This is a genomic window from Streptomyces sp. G-G2, assembly GCF_030063135.1.
Lineage (GTDB): Bacteria > Actinomycetota > Actinomycetes > Streptomycetales > Streptomycetaceae > Streptomyces.
In genome coordinates this window covers 51,318-69,727 of record NZ_JASISO010000038.1, presented here as the reverse complement: position 1 = coordinate 69,727, position 18,410 = coordinate 51,318, and the positions used below count along the sequence as shown (strand labels likewise).

The following is an 18,410-nucleotide window of genomic DNA, read 5'->3' as shown; positions in this document are numbered from 1 at the left end:
CGGTATTTCTCCTTGCATACGGTCAACGAAGTGTAGGAGGCAAACATTCCCTACGCTAAGGAAATTTTTTCACTTGCTAAAGACAGCACGGTCAAACCCTGACGAATCAGCCCAGAACCCTATCAGGGCGCGGGCTGTCGTGGCCGGGTCCTCCGCGTTGGGGGAGTGTTCGGTGCCCGGCACCACCACCCGCCGGGCGCCCAGCCGGTCCGCCATCGCGTCCAGCCACGGCACCGGCCAGGCGTAGTCCACCGCCCCCGACAGCACCAGCTTCGGCAGCTCCACCGCCGCCAGCTCCGCCACCCGGTCCGGCTCGGAGATCAGGATCCGCCCGGTCGCGATGAGCTGCTCCGGTACGGTCGCCAGCCAGCGCTCCCGCAGGAACTCCACCAGATCGGGCGCGTCCGGCGCCGCGTCCGCGGGATCCTGGGCGCGCATCGCCGCCCAGACGGCGGGCATGTCGTCCCCGAGCAGCTCCAGCGCCGCCACGAGCAGCTTCGTACGCTCCTGCTGGGCCGGGTCGATCGCGCCGGGCCCGCTGCTCATCAGGGTCAGCGAGGCGAAGGGGGCGGGGTCGCGGAGCACCGCGGCCCGGGCGACCAGGCCGCCCAGGGAATGGCCGACCAGGTGCACGGGGCGCTCGGCGGCGCCCAGGGCGGCGGCCTGCGCCGACAGGTCCCGGGCCAGCTCGGGCAGGGCGTAGGCGGCCTCGTCGCGGGGGCCCGTGCTCTCGTACTGGCCCCGCCCGTCCACCGCGACCACCCGGTACCCGGCCGCCGTCAGCGGCTCCAGGAGCCCGACGAAGTCCTCCTTGCTCCCGGTGAAACCGGGGACCAGCAGGGCGGTGCCGAGCGCCGGCTCACCGGCCTCGTGCGCGGCGAACTCCCCGCGCTCGGTGGCGAGGGAGCGGGCGCGGGCGGAGGGCGGCAGGGTGAGGCGCGGCGGCTTGCTCATGGCCAGAGGTTACCGGCCCGTACGCGCCGTGGCCCGGATACCCGGACGGCTCCGGTGCGCGGCCGGGCCCGGACACGCGGACGGCCCCGGCCCCCGGGGAAGGGGACCGGGGCCGTCCGGTGGAACGGGTGCCTGGCGGCGCGGGTGCCTACGCCTCGGGGGCGGCGGCGACCTTGCGGGTCCGGGTGCGCTTCGGCTTGACCGGGGCGTCCTCGGCCACGGCGGCGGCCGCGGACTCGACGACCGGCGCGGCCTCGGCGACCTTGCGGGTCCGGGTGCGCTTGGGCTTCACGGGAGCGGCCTCGGCGACGGCCGCGGCCTCGACGACCGGTGCGGCGTCGGCGACCGGTGCGGCCTCGGCGACCTTGCGGGTCCGGGTGCGCTTCGGCTTGACCGGAGCCTCCTCGACGACCGCGACGGCGACCGGGGCGACGGCCGCGGGGGCCTCGACCACGGGGGCCTCGACCACGGCGGCTTCGGCGACGGCCTTCGCGGGCGCCCGGGTGGCTTTGCGCGCCGCGGGAGCGGCGGCCTGGCGCGGAGGACGGCCCCGGCGGACCGGAGCGGGCTCGACGAGCGGAGCCATCTGGAAGTCCGGCTCCGGCGCGGCCGGGACGAACGGCGCGAGCGGGGCGAGCCCCGCCACGGTGGTCGGCGCGGCCTCGGTGACGCCGGCCGGCGCGGCGCCGCGGGTGCGGCGACGACGCGGCCTGCGCGGCTCGTCGGCGGCCACGGCCTCCGGCGCCTCGACAACCGGGCTGACCGGAGCGGGCACCGTCACGACGGCCGCGGTCACGGTGGCCGTGTCCACGGGCAGCGCGCCCTCGCCGTGCTCCGACCCGCCGCGGGTGCGGCGGCGCTGACGCGGGGTGCGGGTGCGCTCGGGGCGCTCCTCGGCCACCGGAGCGGCGGCGGCCGCCGGGCCGCGGCCGCCACGGCCACCGCGGCCGCCGGTCTCGCCCAGGTCTTCCAGGTTCTCGGCCTTCAGGCCCGCCCGCGTGCGCTCGGCGCGCGGCAGGATGCCCTTGGTGCCGGCCGGGATGTTCATCAGCTCGTACAGGTGCGGGGACGTGGAGTACGTCTCCGCCGGGTCGTGGAAGTCCAGCTCCAGCGCCTTGTTGATGAGCTGCCAGCGCGGGATGTCGTCCCAGTCGACCAGGGTGACGGCGATGCCCTTCTTGCCCGCGCGGCCGGTACGGCCCACGCGGTGCAGGAAGGTCTTCTCGTCCTCGGGCGTCTGGTAGTTGATGACGTGCGTGACGCCCTCGACGTCGATACCGCGCGCGGCGACGTCGGTGCACACCAGCACGTCGACCTTGCCGTTGCGGAAGGCGCGCAGCGCCTGCTCGCGGGCGCCCTGGCCGAGGTCGCCGTGGACGGCGCCGGAGGCGAAACCGCGCTTCTCCAGCTGCTCCGCGATGTCGGCGGCGGTGCGCTTGGTGCGGCAGAAGATCATCGCGAGCCCGCGGCCCTCGGCCTGCAGGATGCGGGAGACCAGCTCCGGCTTGTCCATGTTGTGCGCACGGAAGACGTGCTGCGTGGTGTTGGCGACGGTCGCGCCCTCACCGTCCTCGGAGACGGCGCGGATGTGCGTCGGCTGCGTCATGTACCGGCGGGCCAGCCCGATGACGGCGCCCGGCATGGTCGCCGAGAACAGCATCGTCTGCCGCTTGGGCGGCAGGTAGCCCATGATCCGCTCGACGTCGGGCAGGAAGCCCAGGTCGAGCATCTCGTCGGCCTCGTCCAGGACCAGGGCCCGGACGTGCGACAGGTCGAGCTTCTTCTGTCCGGCCAGGTCGAGCAGGCGGCCCGGGGTGCCGACGATGATGTCGACGCCCTTCTTGAGCGCCTCGACCTGGGGCTCGTACGCGCGACCGCCGTATATGGCGAGGACACGGACATTGCGGACCTTGCCCGCGGTCAGCAGGTCGTTGGTCACCTGGGTGCACAGCTCGCGGGTCGGAACCACCACGAGGGCCTGCGGGGCGTCGGTCAGCTGCTCGGGCTTGGCCCGGCCCGCCTCGACGTCCGCGGGGACGGTGACCCGCTCCAGGAGGGGAAGGCCGAAACCGAGCGTCTTGCCGGTACCGGTCTTGGCCTGGCCGATGACGTCCGTGCCGGTGAGGGCGACGGGGAGGGTCATCTCCTGGATCGGGAAGGGGGACACGATGCCGACGGCCTCAAGGGCTTCGGCCGTCTCGGGGAGGATCCCAAGGTCTCGGAACGTAGTCAGGGTGCTGCCTCTTCTGTGAGACGCGGCCCGAGGCGGCGAAGGGGGTCGTACCGTGCCAGGCTTGCAGTACTGCTGTGTACGGAAGCTGCGCGGGACCACGGGCCTTCGCTCAAGCGCTCATGCCGCTGAGGGGGCCCCTCGTGGGCGATGCGCATGAACGCACACACCACGCCGAGGGCGGTCGGGGTTGGAGCCGATCGGGCCACCGACCGGGCATCCTCATTGAACGGCCCGCCGAGTATTCGGCAGGCGCATTACCACTGTACCCCGGAATCGCGCAGCTGTGTCGGGTGAATTCACCAGGTCGACACCGGCGTGCGGGTCGCGGGCCTGCTCCGGCACCCGCTCCGGCCGCGGCGCTCACGTGGTTGCCGCACCGCCCGAGCGGGCTATTGTGCGGTGCATGTCGACCGTAGAAAACGCATCGCCCGCCGCAGCCGACGACGACGGCGCGAACGCCGGAATCGCCGCCCAGAACTGGTCCGAGGCATCCGCCTCGCCGCAGTACCGGGCCGCCGTCGTGGACCTGCTCGGCGCCCTCGCGTACGGAGAACTCGCGGCCTTCGAGCGGCTCGCCGAAGACGCGAAGCTCGCACCCACCCTCAGTGACAAGGCCGAGCTGGCGAAGATGGCTTCCGCCGAGTTCCAGCACTTCGAGCGGCTGCGCGACCGGCTCGCGGCGATCGACGTCGAGCCGACCGGCGCGATGGAGCCCTTCGCCAAGGGCGTCGACGACTTCCACCGCCAGACCGCGCCGTCGGACTGGCTCGAAGGCCTCGTGAAGGCGTACGTCGGTGACTCGATCGCCAGCGACTTCTACCGCGAGGTGGCCACCCACCTGGACACGGACACCCGCGCCCTGGTCGTGAGCGTCCTGGACGACACCGGCCACGGCGGTTTCGCCATCGAGAAGGTGCGGGCCGCGATCGAGGCCGACCCGCGCTGCGGCGGTCGCCTCGCCCTGTGGGCGCGCAGGCTGATGGGCGAGGCGCTCTCGCAGGCACAGCGCGTGGTCGCCGAGCGCGACGCGCTCTCCACGATGCTCGTCGGTGGCGTGGACGGGATGGCGGCGGGCTTCGACCTCGCGGCCGTCGGCGAGATGTTCACCCGGATCACCAAGGCGCACACCAGGCGGATGGCGGCCCTCGGGCTCGCTGCCTGACCGCCGTACACACGTGAGGAGCCCGGTGCGCCATTGCGCGCACCGGGCTCCTCACGTGTGTACGGCGGTCAGGTGTACGGCGGTCAGGCAGTACGGATTTCTAGCGGTCAGCCCGTCGGAAACGAAAACGGAGTCCGCCGGGGCGACCTCCTGGTGCGCGCCGCGGGCCGCAGCAGCAGCGACAGGACCACCGCGGACACCAGTACCGCGCCGATGAAGGTGGCCGGCACCGTGGTGTGTCCGGGGCCCAGCGCGTAGTGCGTGAGGAACGCCCCGAAGAGCGCCCCCGTCACCCCTCCGACCAGCACGGACCGGGGGGCGGGCAGCCGCCTGGCGAGCGTTCTCAGGGCCGCCGCGGACAGGGCGAGACCGAGCAGAACTGAGCCGAGCGCTTCCAGCAGCATGATGAGGTCCCTCCCAGACGTCAGGGCAAATCGGGTCACAGGCGTCCTACCCGAAGCGGAAGAGAGAGAAACGGCCCGGTGGGGTCAACCACCGGGCCGTTCCTTTGGTTCTGCTGGTGCTTCGCGCCTCAGAGCGCGCCGAAGCCCACCTTGCGGGCGCTGGGCTCGCCCAGGTCGACGTAGGAGAGGCGGTCGGCCGGCACCAGGACCTTGCGGCCCTTGATGTCGGTGAGGCTGAGCAACTGCGTCTTGCCGGACAGAGCGTCGGCGACGATGCTCTCGAGCTCCCCGGCGCTCAGGCCGCTCTCCAGCACGATCTCCCGGGGTGCGTGCTGCACGCCGATCTTGACCTCCACGGCTTTGTCCCTCCGACGATCCGATTGCGCGATCACTGTGCGCCGTACCGGCACCACCCTAGCCCGCGGACCCGACGCGAATGGCGTAGAGCGGACACGCTGGCAGCGAACAGCTCCCGTGACCGTCGGCCTCCATGACCGTCAGCCCGTGACCGTCGGGCCCGTGACCGTCAGCTCAGTGGCCGTCGGTGGCGTGCAGCGGGAAACCCGCGATACCGCGCCAGGCCAGCGAGGTCAGCAGGCCGACCGCGGTGTCCCGCTCGACCGGGCTGGAGCTGGAGAGCCAGTAGCGGGCCACCACCTGAGAGACCCCGCCCAGGCCCACCGCCAGCAGCATCGACTCGTCCGTGGACAGGCCGGTGTCCTCGGCGATGACCTCCGAGATCGCCTCGGCGCACTGGAGCGAGACCCGGTCGACGCGCTCGCGCACCGCGGGCTCGTTCGTCAGATCGGACTCGAAGACCAGCCGGAACGCGCCGCCCTCGTCCTGGACGTACGCGAAGTACGCGTCCATCGTCGCGGCCACGCGCAGCTTGTTGTCGCTCGTCGAGGCGAGCGCCGTGCGCACCGAGAGCAACAGGGACTCGCAGTGCTGGTCCAGGAGGGCCAGGTACAGGTCCAGCTTGCCCGGGAAGTGCTGGTAGAGCACCGGCTTGCTGACGCCCGCGCGCTCGGCGATGTCGTCCATCGCCGCCGCGTGGTAGCCCTGTGCGACGAATACCTCCTGGGCCGCGCCCAGGAGCTGGTTGCGTCGGGCTCGGCGCGGCAGTCGGGTGCCCCTCGGGCGCGCCGCCTCGGTCTGCTCGATGGCTGTCACGCCGCCTCCCACTTTCTCTCGTAACACTGCGGCGCTGTGCGCCGCGCCCGCCATCGTACTTTTCGGTAACCGAATCCGGGGGGTCCCGACCGAGTTTTCTCGCGGTGCGGACGTCCGCAAGCACCGCTGGTCAGCCCGGGTCGCCCGGGTCAGCGGTAGTCGTCCTCGTCCAGCTCGACCACCCGTGCCTGCTCGATGGCGTCCGCGTCGGCCGCCCCGCCGAGGTCCACTCCGGTCGGCGGCCCGTCCTCGCGCGGACTCACCTCGGCGCGCTGCTCCGCCGCGTCCGCCTCCGGGGCCTCCGGGCCGGGCTCCTCTCCCAGCTGGTCCTGGAAGGTGTCAGGTTCCGCGGGGTCGACAGTCATGGGACTCCCTCATTCCCTTTTCCTCGTGTGCCCTTGGTTCCTCCTCCGAGCGTAGGAGGATCGCCGGGGCACCGCTACAGGGGTTGTGACGGCGAACACACGGATCCGGGCGTGATCCTCTCGTAACATTGCGCCCATGTCGTCGACCGAGCTGCCAGGTGTGCGGGCCACCGCCGAGCTGCCCCAGGTGGGAGATGTCCGAGTGGGCGAGGGGGAGCGGCTGCGCACGGCCGAGCTGCCCGGTCTGACCCTGACGGTCCGCTCCCGGCCACCGGTCCGCGAGGGACTGGCGCCCGCCCTGTTCCTGCACGGGCTCGGGGGCTCCTCGCAGAACTGGTCGGCGCTGATGGCGCTGCTGGAGGACACCGTCGACGGCGAGGCCGTGGACCTGCCGGGCTTCGGCAGCTCCCCGCCGCCCGCCAACCGCGACTACTCGGTCACCGCCCTCGCCCGGGCCGTCATCCGCCACCTCGACGCCGCCGGGCGGGGGCCCGTACACCTCTTCGGGAACTCCCTCGGCGGGGCCGTCAGTACCCGGGTCGCCGCGGTCCGCCCCGATGTGGTGCGCACGCTGACGCTGATCTCGCCCGCCCTGCCCGAACTGCGGGTGCAGCGCTCCGCGGTGCCCACCGCGCTGCTCGCCGTACCGGGAGTGGCCCCCCTCTTCGCGCGCCTCACCCGGGACCTGACGGCCGAACAACGCACCCGCGGGGTGATGGGGCTCTGCTACGGGGACCCCGCACGGGTGACGGCCGAGAGCTTCCGGTACGCCGTCGAGGAGACGGAACGCCGGATGGGGCTGCCGCACTTCTGGGAGGCGCTCGCCCGTTCCTCCCGCGGCATCGTCGACGCCTACACCCTCGGCGGGCAGCACGGGCTGTGGCGACAGGCCGGTCGGGTGCTCGCACCGACCCTGCTGGTCTACGGTGGCAGGGACCAACTGGTCTCGTACCGTATGGCGCACAAGGCGGCGGCCTCCTTCAGGGGTTCGCGGCTGCTGTGCCTGCCGGAGGCGGGCCACGTGGCGATGATGGAGCACCCCGAGGTCGTGGCGTCGGCCTTCCGGGAGCTGCTGCGCGACGCCGAGCACTCCGAACGACGAGACAAAGACGGCAGAGGCTGAGGACCGGTGGGACGACATAGCCGCAAGGACCTGGCAGCTCCTCCCCGCCCGGTCCGCGGCGACCACGGGGAGCCGGGCACCGCGGACCGGCCGTCCGGCGGCCACCCGGAGCCCGCCGCCCGGCGGCGCGGACCCGAGCCCACCACCGGTCACCAGGGGTACGTCAACCAGCCCGCGCCCGGCGTGCGCGCGGGCCACCCGGAGATCCACGAGCCCGGCGGGGCGTACGGCGACTTGCGCGCCGCCACCCGCTCCCACCCGGCGCCCACGCATCCGGCGCCCGGTCACCCGGCGTCCGGCCACTCCGCTCCCGTCCCGTCGACGCCCGGTCACGCGGCGCCCGTCGAGGCGGTCGTGCCCGTGCCCCCCGCGCCGGCCGTGCCCTTCTCCGCCTTCGGCCTCGTCACCGACACCGATACCCCGGACTTCGGAGCCCCCGCCACCGGCTTCCCCCGGGTCACCCTCCCGACGCCGCCGTCCACCCGGCCCGAGCGCCGTACCGAGGACACGCCCGTCACCTCGACGGGCTCGCACCGCCGGGTGCCCACGCCGCGCCGCACCCCGCGCACGCCCCCGGCGGAGCGGCCCGGATCCGCCCGCCGCCGCAAGGTCCGTACGTACACCGGGATGGCCGCCGCGGCCGTCACCACCGTGCTCGCCGTCGTCGTGGCGGGCCAGGTGTCCGGCGAGGACCCGGCCACCCAGCTCGGGGCGCAGAGCGCCGGTGAGCCCGGCGGCTCCCGCGCCCTGCCCGGCCAGTCCGCCGCCTCCCGCTCCGACGGCCGCGCGACGCCCGACGCGCCCGCCGCGGGCGGCGGCGCCCCGGCGGTGGCCACGACGTACGAGCAGAAGATGGCCGAACCCCACCCGATCGACGCGAAGCTCGTCGGCAGCGGAGCCTTCAGCACCGTCGGGACCGGCGCCCCGGCCCCCGGCAAGGGGAAGCTGGTGCACTACCGCGTCGACGTCGAGCAGGGGCTCGACCTGGACGCGGACCTGTTCGCCGAGGCCGTCCAGCGCACCTTGAACGACCCGCGCAGCTGGGCCCACGACGGCGACATGACCTTCGAGCGGGTCCCCTCGGGCGACGCCCAGTTCGTCATCACCCTCGCCAGTCCGGGCACCACCGGCGCCTGGTGTGCGAAATCCGGGCTCGACACGACGGTCGACAACGTCTCCTGCGACTCCGCTTCCACCGACCGGGTGATGATCAACGCGTTCCGCTGGGCGCAGGGTTCACCGACCTACGGCCAGGACCAGATGCTCGCCTACCGCCAGATGCTCATCAACCACGAGGTCGGCCACCGGCTCGGGCACGACCACGTGAGCTGCCGGACCCCGGGCGCGCTCGCGCCGATCATGCAGCAGCAGACGAAGTCGCTCGATATCGACGGAATCTCGTGCAAGCCCAACCCCTGGGTGTACCCGGTCAGTTGATGGGTACGGGGGCCGCCGGGCGGGGAATGCCGGATTGACAAGGTGTTCGATGGTCGGCAATGGTTCTCCGCATGTCGCACCTCCACACCACGAACGCGAGCGCCGCCATAGAGCGGGCGCTGCTTGGTGTGACCGCGCACAGCGTGGCCGACATCCTCTGTCGCTGACGCCTGCCTGAGCGCGCGCGACACCTTTCGTGATGATTCCGCTTTTGTGATCATTCCGCCGCGCCCGGGCCTTCTCATGCCCGCGGTCGCGGCTTCTTCCGTCCTTCTCCCCACCCCTTTTCCGGGGGGCCGGACGCCGCTTCTCGCGTGGTTCCTTCCCGCACGTCCCATCACGCCGAGAGGTCCCTTTCCGATGCTCCGTCACACCCACATATCGCGCCGCGTGGCCGCGGTCGCCGTCAGCCTCGTACTGGCCGGGGGCGCAGCGGCCTGCGGCCCCGAGGGCGACGGCGGGGCACGCTCCGGTGACAAGCCGGGCGGCGGCGCCGCCGGGCAGCCGCAGCGCGGCGGCACGCTGAACGTCCTCAACAACGAGCCGCAGAGCGACTTCGACCCGGCCCGGCTGTACACCTCGGGCGGCGGGAACGTCCCCTCGCTGGTCTTCCGTACGCTCACCACCCGCAACCGGGAGGACGGCGCGGCCGGTGCCAAGGTGGTGCCCGACCTCGCCACCGACACGGGCAAGGCCAACGCCGACGCCACCGAGTGGACGTACACGCTCAAGGACGGGCTGGCGTACGAGGACGGCAGCCCCATCACCACCGCCGACATCAAGTACGGCATCGAGCGCTCCTTCGCCGCCGAACTCTCCGGCGGGGCGCCCTACCTGCGCGACTGGCTGGTCGGCGGGGACACCTACCAGGGGCCCTACAAGGACGGCGGCAAGGGCCTCGACTCGATCGTCGTGCCCGACGCGAAGACGATCGTCTTCAAACTGCGCAAGCCCGAGGGCGAGTTCCCCTTCGTCGCCACCCAGACCCAGTTCGCACCGGTCCCCAAGGCCAAGGACACCGGGGTCACCTACGAGGAGCACCCGGTCTCCTCCGGCCCGTACAAGGTGGTCAAGAACGAGGGCGACGGCGAACACCTCGTCCTGGAGCGCAACGGCAACTGGGACCCGAGGACCGACGAGGAGCGCAAGGCCTACCCGGACCGGATCGACGTCCGTTCCGGCCTCGACGCCGCCGTCATCAACCAGCGGCTCTCCACCAGCTCGGGCCCCGACGCGGCCGCCATCACCACCGACACCAACCTCGGGCCGGCCGAGCTCGCCCAGATCGGCTCCGACAAGAACCTCGCCGCCCGCGTCGGCACCGGCCACTTCGGCTACATCAACTACCTCGCCTTCAACCCGAAGGTGGCCCCCTTCGACAACCCGAAGGTGCGCCAGGCCATCTCGTACGCGATCAACCGCACCAGCGTGATCAACGCGGCGGGCGGCTCCGCCCTCGCCGAGCCCGCCACCACCTTCCTGCCCGAGCGCGAGGCCTTCGGCCACTCCGCCTACGACCACTTCCCGGCGGGCAGGACCGGCGACCCGGTCAAGGCCAAGCAGCTGCTCGCCGAAGCCGGCTTCAAGGACGGGCTCACCATCACGCTGACCCACTCCACCGCGCAGAACCGGCAGACCAGCCCCGAGGTCGCCACCGCCGTCCAGCAGGCCCTCGCCGCCGCCGGGATCACCGTCAAGCTCGAAGGCCTGGAGACCAACGCCTTCAACGAGAGGCGCTGGGACGTCAAGAACACCCCCGGCTTCTTCCTCTCCCGCTGGGGCGCCGACTGGCCCTCCGGTGGACCCTTCCTCGCCCCGATCTTCGACGGGCGGCAGATCGTGACCAACGGCTCCAACTACAACCACGCGCAGCTCGACGACCCGGCCGTGAACGCCGAGATCGACGAGATCGCCAAGCTCACCGACCTCACCGCCGCGGGCAAGCGCTGGGGTGCCCTCGACAAGAAGGTCGGCGAGCAGGCCCTGGACGTGCCGCTGTTCCACCCCGTCTACAAGCGGCTCGTCGGCAAGGACGTCAAGGGCGTCGTCATCAGCGACTGGACCGGCGTCCTCGACATCTCGCAGGTCTCGGTCAAGTGACGCTCGTATCCGAACGGCAGGCGGCCGCGGCCGGGGTCACCACCCCGGCCGCGGGCGCCCCGCGCCAGGTCTGGCGGCGGCTGCGGCGCCGTCCCGCGGCCCTCGTGGCCGCCGCGGTACTGGCCCTGCTCGTCCTCGTCGCCCTCGCCGCGCCCCTGCTCGCCGACCTCGCGGGCCAGGACCCCAACGCCTACCACGACGACCTCGTGGACTCGGCGCGCGGCGGGGTCCCCCTCGGCTCCTTCGGCGGGATCTCCGCCGACCACTGGCTCGGCGTCGAACCCGGCACCGGACGCGACCTGTTCACCCGCCTCGCTTACGGCGCGCGGGTCTCCCTGCTCGTCGCCCTCGGCGCCACCGCGGTACAGGTCCTCGTCGGCCTCGTGGCCGGACTCGCCGCCGCCCTCGGCAACCGGTTCCTCGGCGGGCTCGTCGCCCGGACCACCGACGTACTGATCGCGCTCCCCATGCTGGTGCTGGGCATCGCGCTCACCGCCGTCGTCCCGCTCGGCTTCCCGCGCCCCCTGCTGCTGATCCTGATCATCGGACTGCTCGGCTGGGGACCCACCGCGCGGATGGTCCGCGCCCAGACCCTCGCCCTGCGCGGACTCGACTTCGTCGACGCCGCCCGGCTGTCGGGCAACGGGACGCTGCGGATCGCCCGCCGTGAACTGCTGCCCGCACTGGCCGCCCCCGTCATCACCTACGCCGCGATCCTCGTCCCGTCCAACATGGTCGCCGAGGCCTCCCTGTCCTTCCTCGGCGTCGGCGTCACACCGCCCACGCCCTCCTGGGGGCAGATGCTCTCCAGCGCCCAGACCTGGTTCCGCGCCGACGCCGCCTACGTGCTGCTCCCCGCGGGCCTGCTCTTCCTCACCGTCCTCGCCTTCACCGTCCTCGGCGACGCCGTCCGCGGCGCCCTCGACCCGCGCGAGGGCTCTCGCCTGCGGGTCGGCACCAGGAAGGAGCGCCGAGCGTGACCCGCTTCGTGCTCGGACGGGCCGGTGGCGCACTCCTCGTGCTGCTCATCCTGTCCGTCGCCGTCTACGCCCTGTTCTACGTCGCCCCCGGCGACCCCGCCCGCCTCGCCTGCGGCGAACGCTGCAATCCGGCGCAGATCGCCCAGGTCCGCGAACAGCTCGGGCTGAACGAGTCCGTCATCGCCCAGTACCTGCACTTCCTCCAAGGCCTCGTCGCGGGCCGCGACTACTCCGGCGGCGCCGGACTCTCCCTGCACTGCGACGCCCCCTGCCTCGGCTTCTCCTACCGCAACGACCAGCAGGTCACCGAGCTGATCCTGCAGCGGCTGCCCGCCACCCTGTCCCTCGCCGCGGGCGCCATGGTCATCTGGCTGGTCATCGGCGTGGGCACCGGACTGCTGTCCGCGCTGCGCCGCGGCGGACTCACCGAACGCGCCCTGACCGTGCTCACCCTCGCCGGCACCGGCACCCCCGTCTTCATCCTGGGTCTGCTCCTGCTGATGACGGTCTGCGCCTACCTCCAGTGGCTGCCGTTCCCGACGTACGTCCCCCTCGGCGACGACCCCGAGCAGTGGGCCTGGAACATGCTGCTGCCCTGGTTGACCCTCGGCTTCTTCGAGAGCGCCAAGTACGCCCGCCTCACCCGAAGTTCCACCTTGGAGACACTGGCCGAGGACCACATCCGCACCTTCCGCGCCTACGGCGTGGGGGAACGGGCCGTGGTGACCCGGCACGCCCTGCGCGGAGCCGTCGCACCGGTCGTCGCGCTCAGCGCCGTCGACTTCGGCACGATGATCGGCGGCGCCGTACTCACCGAGTCGCTGTTCGGGATCCCCGGACTCGGCAAGACATTGATCGACGGTACCCGCGTGGCCGACCTGCCCGTGGTCGTCGGCGTCACCCTGACCATCGGCGCCGCCGTCGTGGTCGCGGGCGCCGTCGCCGACCTGCTCTACGCCGTCGCGGACCGAAGGGTGGCCCTGGCATGACGCACCGTCCGGCGCAGCCGCTGGTGCAGGTCACCGGCCTCGAAGTCGACTTTCCGGTCGGCGCCCCGGGGGAGTGCGTCCGGGCCGTGGACGGGATCTCCTTCACCCTGGAACCCGGGCGCGCCCTGGGCATCGTGGGCGAATCCGGAAGCGGCAAGTCCACCGTGGCGGCCGCCCTCCTCGGGCTGCACCACGGCACCGGCGCCCGGATCTCGGGCACCGTCCGCGTCGGCGGCACCGACGTCGGCGCGGCCACGCCCGCCGAACTGCGCGCCCTGCGCGGCGCCACCGCCGCCATGGTCTTCCAGGACCCGCTCAGCTCCCTCGACCCCTACTACGCCATCGGCGACCAGATCGCCGAGGTCCACCGGGTGCACACCCGCGTCTCCCGGCGCGCCGCCCGCGCCCGGGCCGTCGAGGTGCTCGACCGGGTGGGCATCCCGGACGCGGTACGCCGCTCCCGCGCCCGCCCGCACGAGTTCAGCGGCGGCATGCGCCAGCGCGCCCTCATCGCCATGGCCCTGGCCTGCGAACCCCGGCTGCTCATCGCCGACGAACCCACCACCGCCCTCGACGTCACCGTGCAGGCCCAGATCCTGGACCTGCTGCACGGCCTGCGCGCCGAACGCGGCCTCGCGCTGCTGCTCGTCACCCACGACGTGGGCGTGGCCGCCGAGAACGTCGACGAACTCCTCGTGATGCGCGACGGACGGGGCGTGGAGCACGGCCCGGTCGCCCGGGTACTGGCCGCGCCCGGGAACCCGTACACCGAGCGGCTCCTCGCCGCCGTGCCGCGGCTGGACGCCCCGCGCACCCCGGCCCGGCCCGCGGGGGACCGTACGCCCGTGGTCGAAGCCGTCGGCCTGCGACGGGAGTTCGGGCGGGGCGGCCGGCGGGTCACCGCCGTCGGCGGGGTCTCGCTCACCGTCGCCGAGGGCGAGACCCTCGGCATCGTCGGCGAGAGCGGCAGCGGCAAGTCCACCCTCGGCCGGATGCTCGTCGGTCTCCTCGCCCCCACCTCCGGCAGCGTCCGCCACGCGGGCCGCGAGAGCTCCGGCATCACCCCCGGCGTCCAGATGGTCTTCCAGGACCCCGGCTCCTCGCTCAACTCCCGCCGGAGCATCGGCGAATCCATCGCCGACCCGTTGCGCGCGAGCGGCGGACGCGACGAGCGGGCCGTCCGGGACCGGGTCGAGGAACTCCTGGTCCGGGTCGGGCTGGAGGCCGCGCACTACGACCGCTACCCGCACGAGTTCAGCGGCGGCCAGCGCCAGCGCGTCGGCATCGCCCGCGCGCTCGCCCCCCGGCCCCGGCTGATCGTCTGCGACGAGCCGGTGTCCGCCCTCGACGTCACCACACAGGCCCAGGTCACCGCCCTGCTCTCGGAGATCCAGCGCGAGACCGGCATCGCGCTGGTCTTCATCGCGCACGACCTCGCCGTGGTCCGCCAGGTCAGCGACCGGGTCGCGGTCATGCGCGCGGGCGAGGTCGTCGAGGAGGGCCCGGTGGACGAGGTGTACGACCGGCCCCGGCACGCCTACACCCGGCAGCTGCTGGCCGCCGTACCGTCCCTGGACCCGGCCCTCGCCGCCGGGCGCCGCGCCGACCGCCGGAGGGCGACCACGGTGGCCTGACGCGGCACTAGATGATTGATTCCAAGGGGTCAGTGATCGTAGGCGGTCAGTGAGCGGAGCACTGGTTTGCCGGTCTTGGTGTTGTGCCAGATCGCGGCGGTGAGCGCCAGGATGCGTTGCAGGACGCGGACCGTCACTCCGGTGACGGTCCGGCCGCCGTGTCGTTCCAGGTCAAGCTGTCCTTTGAGGGTCTGGTTGATCGACTCGATGACTTGCCGAAGCGGTTTGAACAGCTCCGCTCCCGGCCGCTCGGCCTCGCCCTTGCGCGCGGGCCGCAGGTGGTGCACGCCGGCGTCCCTCAACTGCGCCTCGAACTCGGCACCGAAGTAGTTCTTGTCCCCGATCAGCGTCTGACCAGGGCGTTCGGCCAGCAGGCCGGGCTCCACGGCGAAGATCTCCAGCAGGGTCTGCTGTTCGTTGGCCTTCGCCCCGGCCAGGGCGAACGCGATCGGCAGGCCGCTGAGCGTGCACACGAGGTGCAGGCGAAGGCCCCAGAAGTAACGCGAGTGACTGGCGCAGTATCCGTACTCGGCCCATCCGGCCAGGTCGGACCGCTTGGCGGTCTCCCGGGACCGGCCGCATTCCACCGGGGTGGAGTCCACGACCCACACGTCGTCCGTCCACCCGGCGGTGTCGGTGGCCAGCACCCGCAGGACGTGCCTGACCAGATCGGCGGCACGCCGCAGGCGCTTGTTCCAGCCCGGCTGCTGAGGCAGGTACGGGAAGAGATACCGCAGGTGAGCGTGGGCATAGCGCAGCCAGCGGGCCTCGGAAACGAAGCCCAGCAGGGCCTGCATCACCGCCAGGGTGACCAGCTCCGCATCACTGAGCTTCGGCTCCAGGCCCACCTTCGGCCGCCAGGGGGCAAAGTGCGGCGAGGCCTTCAAAAGGTCATCGACCCGCACGTACAGTGCAGTTGCGAGGGTGTCCATATCGGTCGTCACACATCGAGGGTGGACACCCTCGCGTCCGTGCGGCTACCCCTTGGAATCAATCATCTAGCGCGGTCGAACGCGAACAGTACGGGAAAGTTACGACTCTTCACCCCTTCCGGTGGCGCGATGGACAACCGTCCGTCGCGCCTTCGGCATATCCGCTTGAGTTCTCGCGGCGGGTCACCGGACCGACGGAGGCCGCCTGAACGGGAGATCGGGGGTGGCACTCGTGCGGATCGCACTGCTCACGGAAGGCGGATATCCGTATGCGACGGGCGAAGCGAGGCTGTGGTGCGACCGGCTGGTGCGCGGGCTCCCGCAGCACGAGTTCGAGCTGTACGCGCTGAGCCGCAGCGCCGGGCAGGAAGAGCGCGGCCGGGTGCCGCTGCCCGGCCACGTCACCCGGGTACGGTCGGCCTCCCTGTGGGCCCCCGACGACGACGGCCGCAGCTATTCGCGGCGCGAACGCCGGCGGTTCCTGGACCGCTTCACCGATCTGGTGCGCGGGATCTGCGCGGCCGACGCCGAGTCCTTCACCGCCGGGCTGTACGGACTGGCCGAACTGGCCCGCGACCAGGGCGGGCTGTACGCCGCCATCCGCTCCGAGACCGCCGTACGGGCCGTCGAGTCCGCCTGCCGGGCCCCCGGCGCGAGCCGCGCCGTGCGGGGCGCCCAGGTTCCCGACCTGCTCGCCTTCGTCGACGAACTGGAGCGCGCGCTGCGCCCGCTCAGCCTGGACTGGTACGAGGGCCTCGGCGCCGTCGACATCTGCCACGCCGCGTCGGGCGGCCTCGCGGCCCTGCCCGGCCTGGTGGCCAAACGCTTCTTCGGGGTTCCGCTGCTGGTCACCGAGTACGGGGTCCAGCTCCGGGCGCACTACCTGGAGCACCCCGAGGAGCGGCCCGCGCTCCGGGCCCTGCTCGCCGCCTTCCAGATCAGGCTCGCCGCCGAGATCTATGCCAGGGCGGACCTGCTCACCCCCGGCAACGCGCACGCGCGGCGCTGGCAGGAGCGCTGCGGGGCCACCCGGGAACGGGTGCGGACCGTCTACCCGGGGATGGAGGCGGACCGATTCGCCACCGTCGGCGAGGCCGCCGACCACGGGGACCCGGCCACCCTGGTGTGGGTGGGCCGGATAGAACCGGCCAAGGACCTGATGGCGCTGCTGCACGCGTTCGCGGAGGTGCGCCGGGCCGAACCGGCCACCCGGCTGCGGATCTTCGCGACCGCGGCGGCGCCGGGGTACCTGGCCGACTGCCGCTCACTGGCGGCCCAGCTCTTCCCGGACGAGGCGGCGGACGCGGTGACGGTCGGCGAGAGCCCCGTCACCTTCGAGGAGATCGGCGGACCGGAGACCCCCGGCCTGCCCGACGCCTACGGCTCCGCCCCCGTCACCGTGCTGTCCTCCGTGGTCGAGGGCTTCCCGATCCGGCTCGTGGAGGCCATGTTCTGCGGCCGGGCCACCGTCTCCACCGACGTGGGCGCGGTGTGCGAGGTCATCGGCGGTACGGGACTGGTGGTCCCGCCGCGGAACCCGCGCGCGCTGGCGGACGCCTGCCTGACCCTGCTGCGCGACCCCGAGCGGGCCCGTCGGCTGGGGGCCGCCGCGCGGGCGCGGGCGCTGGAACTGTTCACGGTCGAGCAGAACGTGGGCGCCTTCCGCGAGATCTACCTCCAGCTGATCGCCCGGGGGGCGGCCTGCCCGCCCGCGGACACCCCCTTCACCCACCCGCCGGAGGCCCGGGTGCCGGGGCACTGGACCAGCCCGACGTGGGCCCCGGTTCCGGAGGCCACGGCATGACGGCCCATCCGGACACCGGCCCGTCCCTCTTCGACCTGGCCCGGCGGCCCGCCCCGGTCGCGGTACCGCTGCCGCCGGCCGTTCCCGAGCGGGTGGCGGTTCCGCTCCCGGTCGCCGTTCCCGAGGCGATGGCGGTTCCCGAGCCGGTCGCCGCTCCCGAGGTGCCCGCCGTGCCCGAGCCCGTCGCCGGGCGGCGGCGCGGGGGCGGGGACCCGGTCAAGGGGCTCATGCACCGGCACCGGGAGCTGTGCGAGCGGGCCGTCGACCCGCTGGAGATCGCCGCCGGGCTGGAGGCGCACGGGATCACCGACCGCACCGCCGCGCGGTTCCGGCACCGGGACGTGTTCTCCCTCGCCGAGGAGCTGTACGCCCGGGTGCCCAGGGAGGACGCGCCGGGCGGCCCCCACCCGGCCGCCGCCCCGGCCCCCGCCCCGGCTCCGTTCGCGGCCGGTGGGCTTCGGGCAGCGGCGTACGCGCTGGCCCCCGGCGCGCTCGCGCTCGGCGCCCTCGCCCTCGGCGGGGACGCCGCGTGGGTGGCCGTCCTCTCCGTCGGCCTGACCGTCGCCGCCCTGACCCCGCCGCGCGCCCCGGGCCGCCGCCTGCCCTGGCCCGCCCAGCTGCTCGCCGCCGCCGCCACCGGGTACGCGACGTACCGGTACGGCGCCGCCTTCGCCGTCGGGCTCGCCCTGGCCGCCGCCCCCGCGCACTGGTGCGCCGCCGCCTTCGCGGCCCGCGCCCGGCGCCGGATGGCCGGGAGCCGGGCGCTGGACGAGTTCGCGGCGGGCGTCCGGCCCCTGCTGGTGGGGGCGGTCGCCGTCTTCACCACCCTCGCGGCCGTCCCGCCCGCGCTGCTCGGCACCCCGCTCGCCGCCGCCGTGCCCTTCGCGGTGCTCCTGTTCCTGACCCGGTTGCTGGTACGCCACGCGCCGCACCGGGTCCCTGCGGCCACCGCTCTCGCGGTGGCGCTGATCCCGTACCCGGGCGCCGCCGCGGCGGCCGCCGCCGGACTGCTCGTCCACGCCACGGTCGCGCTCTCCCGCGCATCCGCGCACGCACAGACCTGACCGCGCCAACAAGGAGAAGAAGACATGACCGGCCAGCCAAAAAACCACGGGGCCGC

Annotated in this window: 17 protein-coding genes; 10 read left to right on the top strand and 7 right to left on the bottom strand. The window is 73.3% G+C overall.

What is annotated here, in order from left to right; all coding sequences use genetic code 11:
- Positions 1-69: 69 nt before the first annotated feature.
- Entirely contained in the window at positions 70-954 is an 885-nt protein-coding gene (locus QMF80_RS27060; protein ID WP_283457796.1) for an alpha/beta fold hydrolase, read from the bottom strand.
- Between the two features lie 148 nt (positions 955-1,102).
- Positions 1,103-3,097 (bottom strand): DEAD/DEAH box helicase, encoded by a 1,995-nt coding sequence (locus QMF80_RS27055; RefSeq protein ID WP_283457835.1) that lies wholly within the window; start codon positions 3,095-3,097, stop codon positions 1,103-1,105.
- Between the two features lie 493 nt (positions 3,098-3,590).
- Here QMF80_RS27055 and QMF80_RS27050 point away from each other — a divergent pair, with 493 nt between their 5' ends.
- On the top strand, positions 3,591-4,349 hold the full coding sequence (locus tag QMF80_RS27050) for a ferritin-like fold-containing protein (RefSeq protein ID WP_283457793.1): 759 nt from the start codon (positions 3,591-3,593) through the stop codon (positions 4,347-4,349).
- A gap of 107 nt (positions 4,350-4,456) precedes the next feature.
- On the opposite strand, the gene QMF80_RS27045 is transcribed toward QMF80_RS27050, so the two are convergent.
- From QMF80_RS27045 to QMF80_RS27030, 4 genes are all read right to left on the bottom strand, one after another.
- Positions 4,457-4,753, bottom strand: a complete 297-nt coding sequence (locus QMF80_RS27045; protein ID WP_283457791.1) for a hypothetical protein — start codon at positions 4,751-4,753, stop codon at positions 4,457-4,459.
- Between the two features lie 128 nt (positions 4,754-4,881).
- Positions 4,882-5,109 (bottom strand): DUF3107 domain-containing protein, encoded by a 228-nt coding sequence (locus QMF80_RS27040; protein WP_283457789.1) that lies wholly within the window; start codon positions 5,107-5,109, stop codon positions 4,882-4,884.
- Positions 5,110-5,284: 175 nt separating this feature from the next.
- Positions 5,285-5,926 carry a TetR/AcrR family transcriptional regulator gene (locus QMF80_RS27035; RefSeq protein ID WP_283457787.1) on the bottom strand — a complete coding sequence of 214 codons (642 nt, stop codon included), beginning with the start codon at positions 5,924-5,926 and terminating at the stop codon, positions 5,285-5,287.
- A gap of 149 nt (positions 5,927-6,075) precedes the next feature.
- The gene (locus QMF80_RS27030) at positions 6,076-6,291 is read right to left on the bottom strand and encodes an Rv3202a family protein (protein WP_283457785.1); all 216 of its coding nucleotides are present in this window, start codon (positions 6,289-6,291) and stop codon (positions 6,076-6,078) included.
- Positions 6,292-6,427: 136 nt separating this feature from the next.
- On the opposite strand from QMF80_RS27030, the gene QMF80_RS27025 reads away from it, so the two are divergent.
- From QMF80_RS27025 to QMF80_RS27000, 7 genes are all read left to right on the top strand, one after another.
- On the top strand, positions 6,428-7,414 hold the full coding sequence (locus tag QMF80_RS27025) for an alpha/beta fold hydrolase (RefSeq protein ID WP_283457783.1): 987 nt from the start codon (positions 6,428-6,430) through the stop codon (positions 7,412-7,414).
- A gap of 6 nt (positions 7,415-7,420) precedes the next feature.
- Positions 7,421-8,851 (top strand): DUF3152 domain-containing protein, encoded by a 1,431-nt coding sequence (locus QMF80_RS27020; protein WP_283457780.1) that lies wholly within the window; start codon positions 7,421-7,423, stop codon positions 8,849-8,851.
- Between the two features lie 59 nt (positions 8,852-8,910).
- The gene (locus tag QMF80_RS38120; protein WP_349372243.1) at positions 8,911-9,018 is read left to right on the top strand and encodes an Ms4533A family Cys-rich leader peptide; all 108 of its coding nucleotides are present in this window, start codon (positions 8,911-8,913) and stop codon (positions 9,016-9,018) included.
- A 193-nt stretch (positions 9,019-9,211) separates the two neighbouring features.
- On the top strand, positions 9,212-10,951 hold the full coding sequence (locus QMF80_RS27015; RefSeq protein ID WP_283457779.1) for an ABC transporter substrate-binding protein: 1,740 nt from the start codon (positions 9,212-9,214) through the stop codon (positions 10,949-10,951).
- Positions 10,948-11,931 carry an ABC transporter permease gene (locus QMF80_RS27010; protein WP_283457777.1) on the top strand — a complete coding sequence of 328 codons (984 nt, stop codon included), beginning with the start codon at positions 10,948-10,950 and terminating at the stop codon, positions 11,929-11,931. The genes QMF80_RS27015 and QMF80_RS27010 overlap by 4 nt, the downstream gene beginning before the upstream one ends.
- Entirely contained in the window at positions 11,928-12,920 is a 993-nt protein-coding gene (locus QMF80_RS27005) for an ABC transporter permease (protein WP_283457775.1), read from the top strand. Before QMF80_RS27010 ends, QMF80_RS27005 begins: the two co-directional genes overlap by 4 nt.
- Positions 12,917-14,554: a dipeptide ABC transporter ATP-binding protein gene (locus tag QMF80_RS27000; RefSeq protein ID WP_349372242.1), complete on the top strand. Its 1,638-nt coding sequence runs from the start codon at positions 12,917-12,919 to the stop codon at positions 14,552-14,554. The genes QMF80_RS27005 and QMF80_RS27000 overlap by 4 nt, the downstream gene beginning before the upstream one ends.
- A 29-nt stretch (positions 14,555-14,583) precedes the next feature.
- Here the strand turns inward: QMF80_RS27000 and QMF80_RS26990 are convergent, their stop codons facing one another.
- Complete coding sequence (locus tag QMF80_RS26990; RefSeq protein WP_283457773.1) at positions 14,584-15,498, bottom strand: IS982 family transposase; 915 nt, start codon at positions 15,496-15,498, stop codon at positions 14,584-14,586.
- Between the two features lie 220 nt (positions 15,499-15,718).
- Between QMF80_RS26990 and QMF80_RS26985 the strand changes: the two genes are divergently transcribed.
- Positions 15,719-17,290, top strand: a complete 1,572-nt coding sequence (locus QMF80_RS26985) for a DUF3492 domain-containing protein (protein ID WP_283457833.1) — start codon at positions 15,719-15,721, stop codon at positions 17,288-17,290.
- Positions 17,287-18,354 carry a hypothetical protein gene (locus QMF80_RS26980; RefSeq protein ID WP_283457770.1) on the top strand — a complete coding sequence of 356 codons (1,068 nt, stop codon included), beginning with the start codon at positions 17,287-17,289 and terminating at the stop codon, positions 18,352-18,354. Before QMF80_RS26985 ends, QMF80_RS26980 begins: the two co-directional genes overlap by 4 nt.
- Positions 18,355-18,410 lie beyond the last annotated feature (56 nt).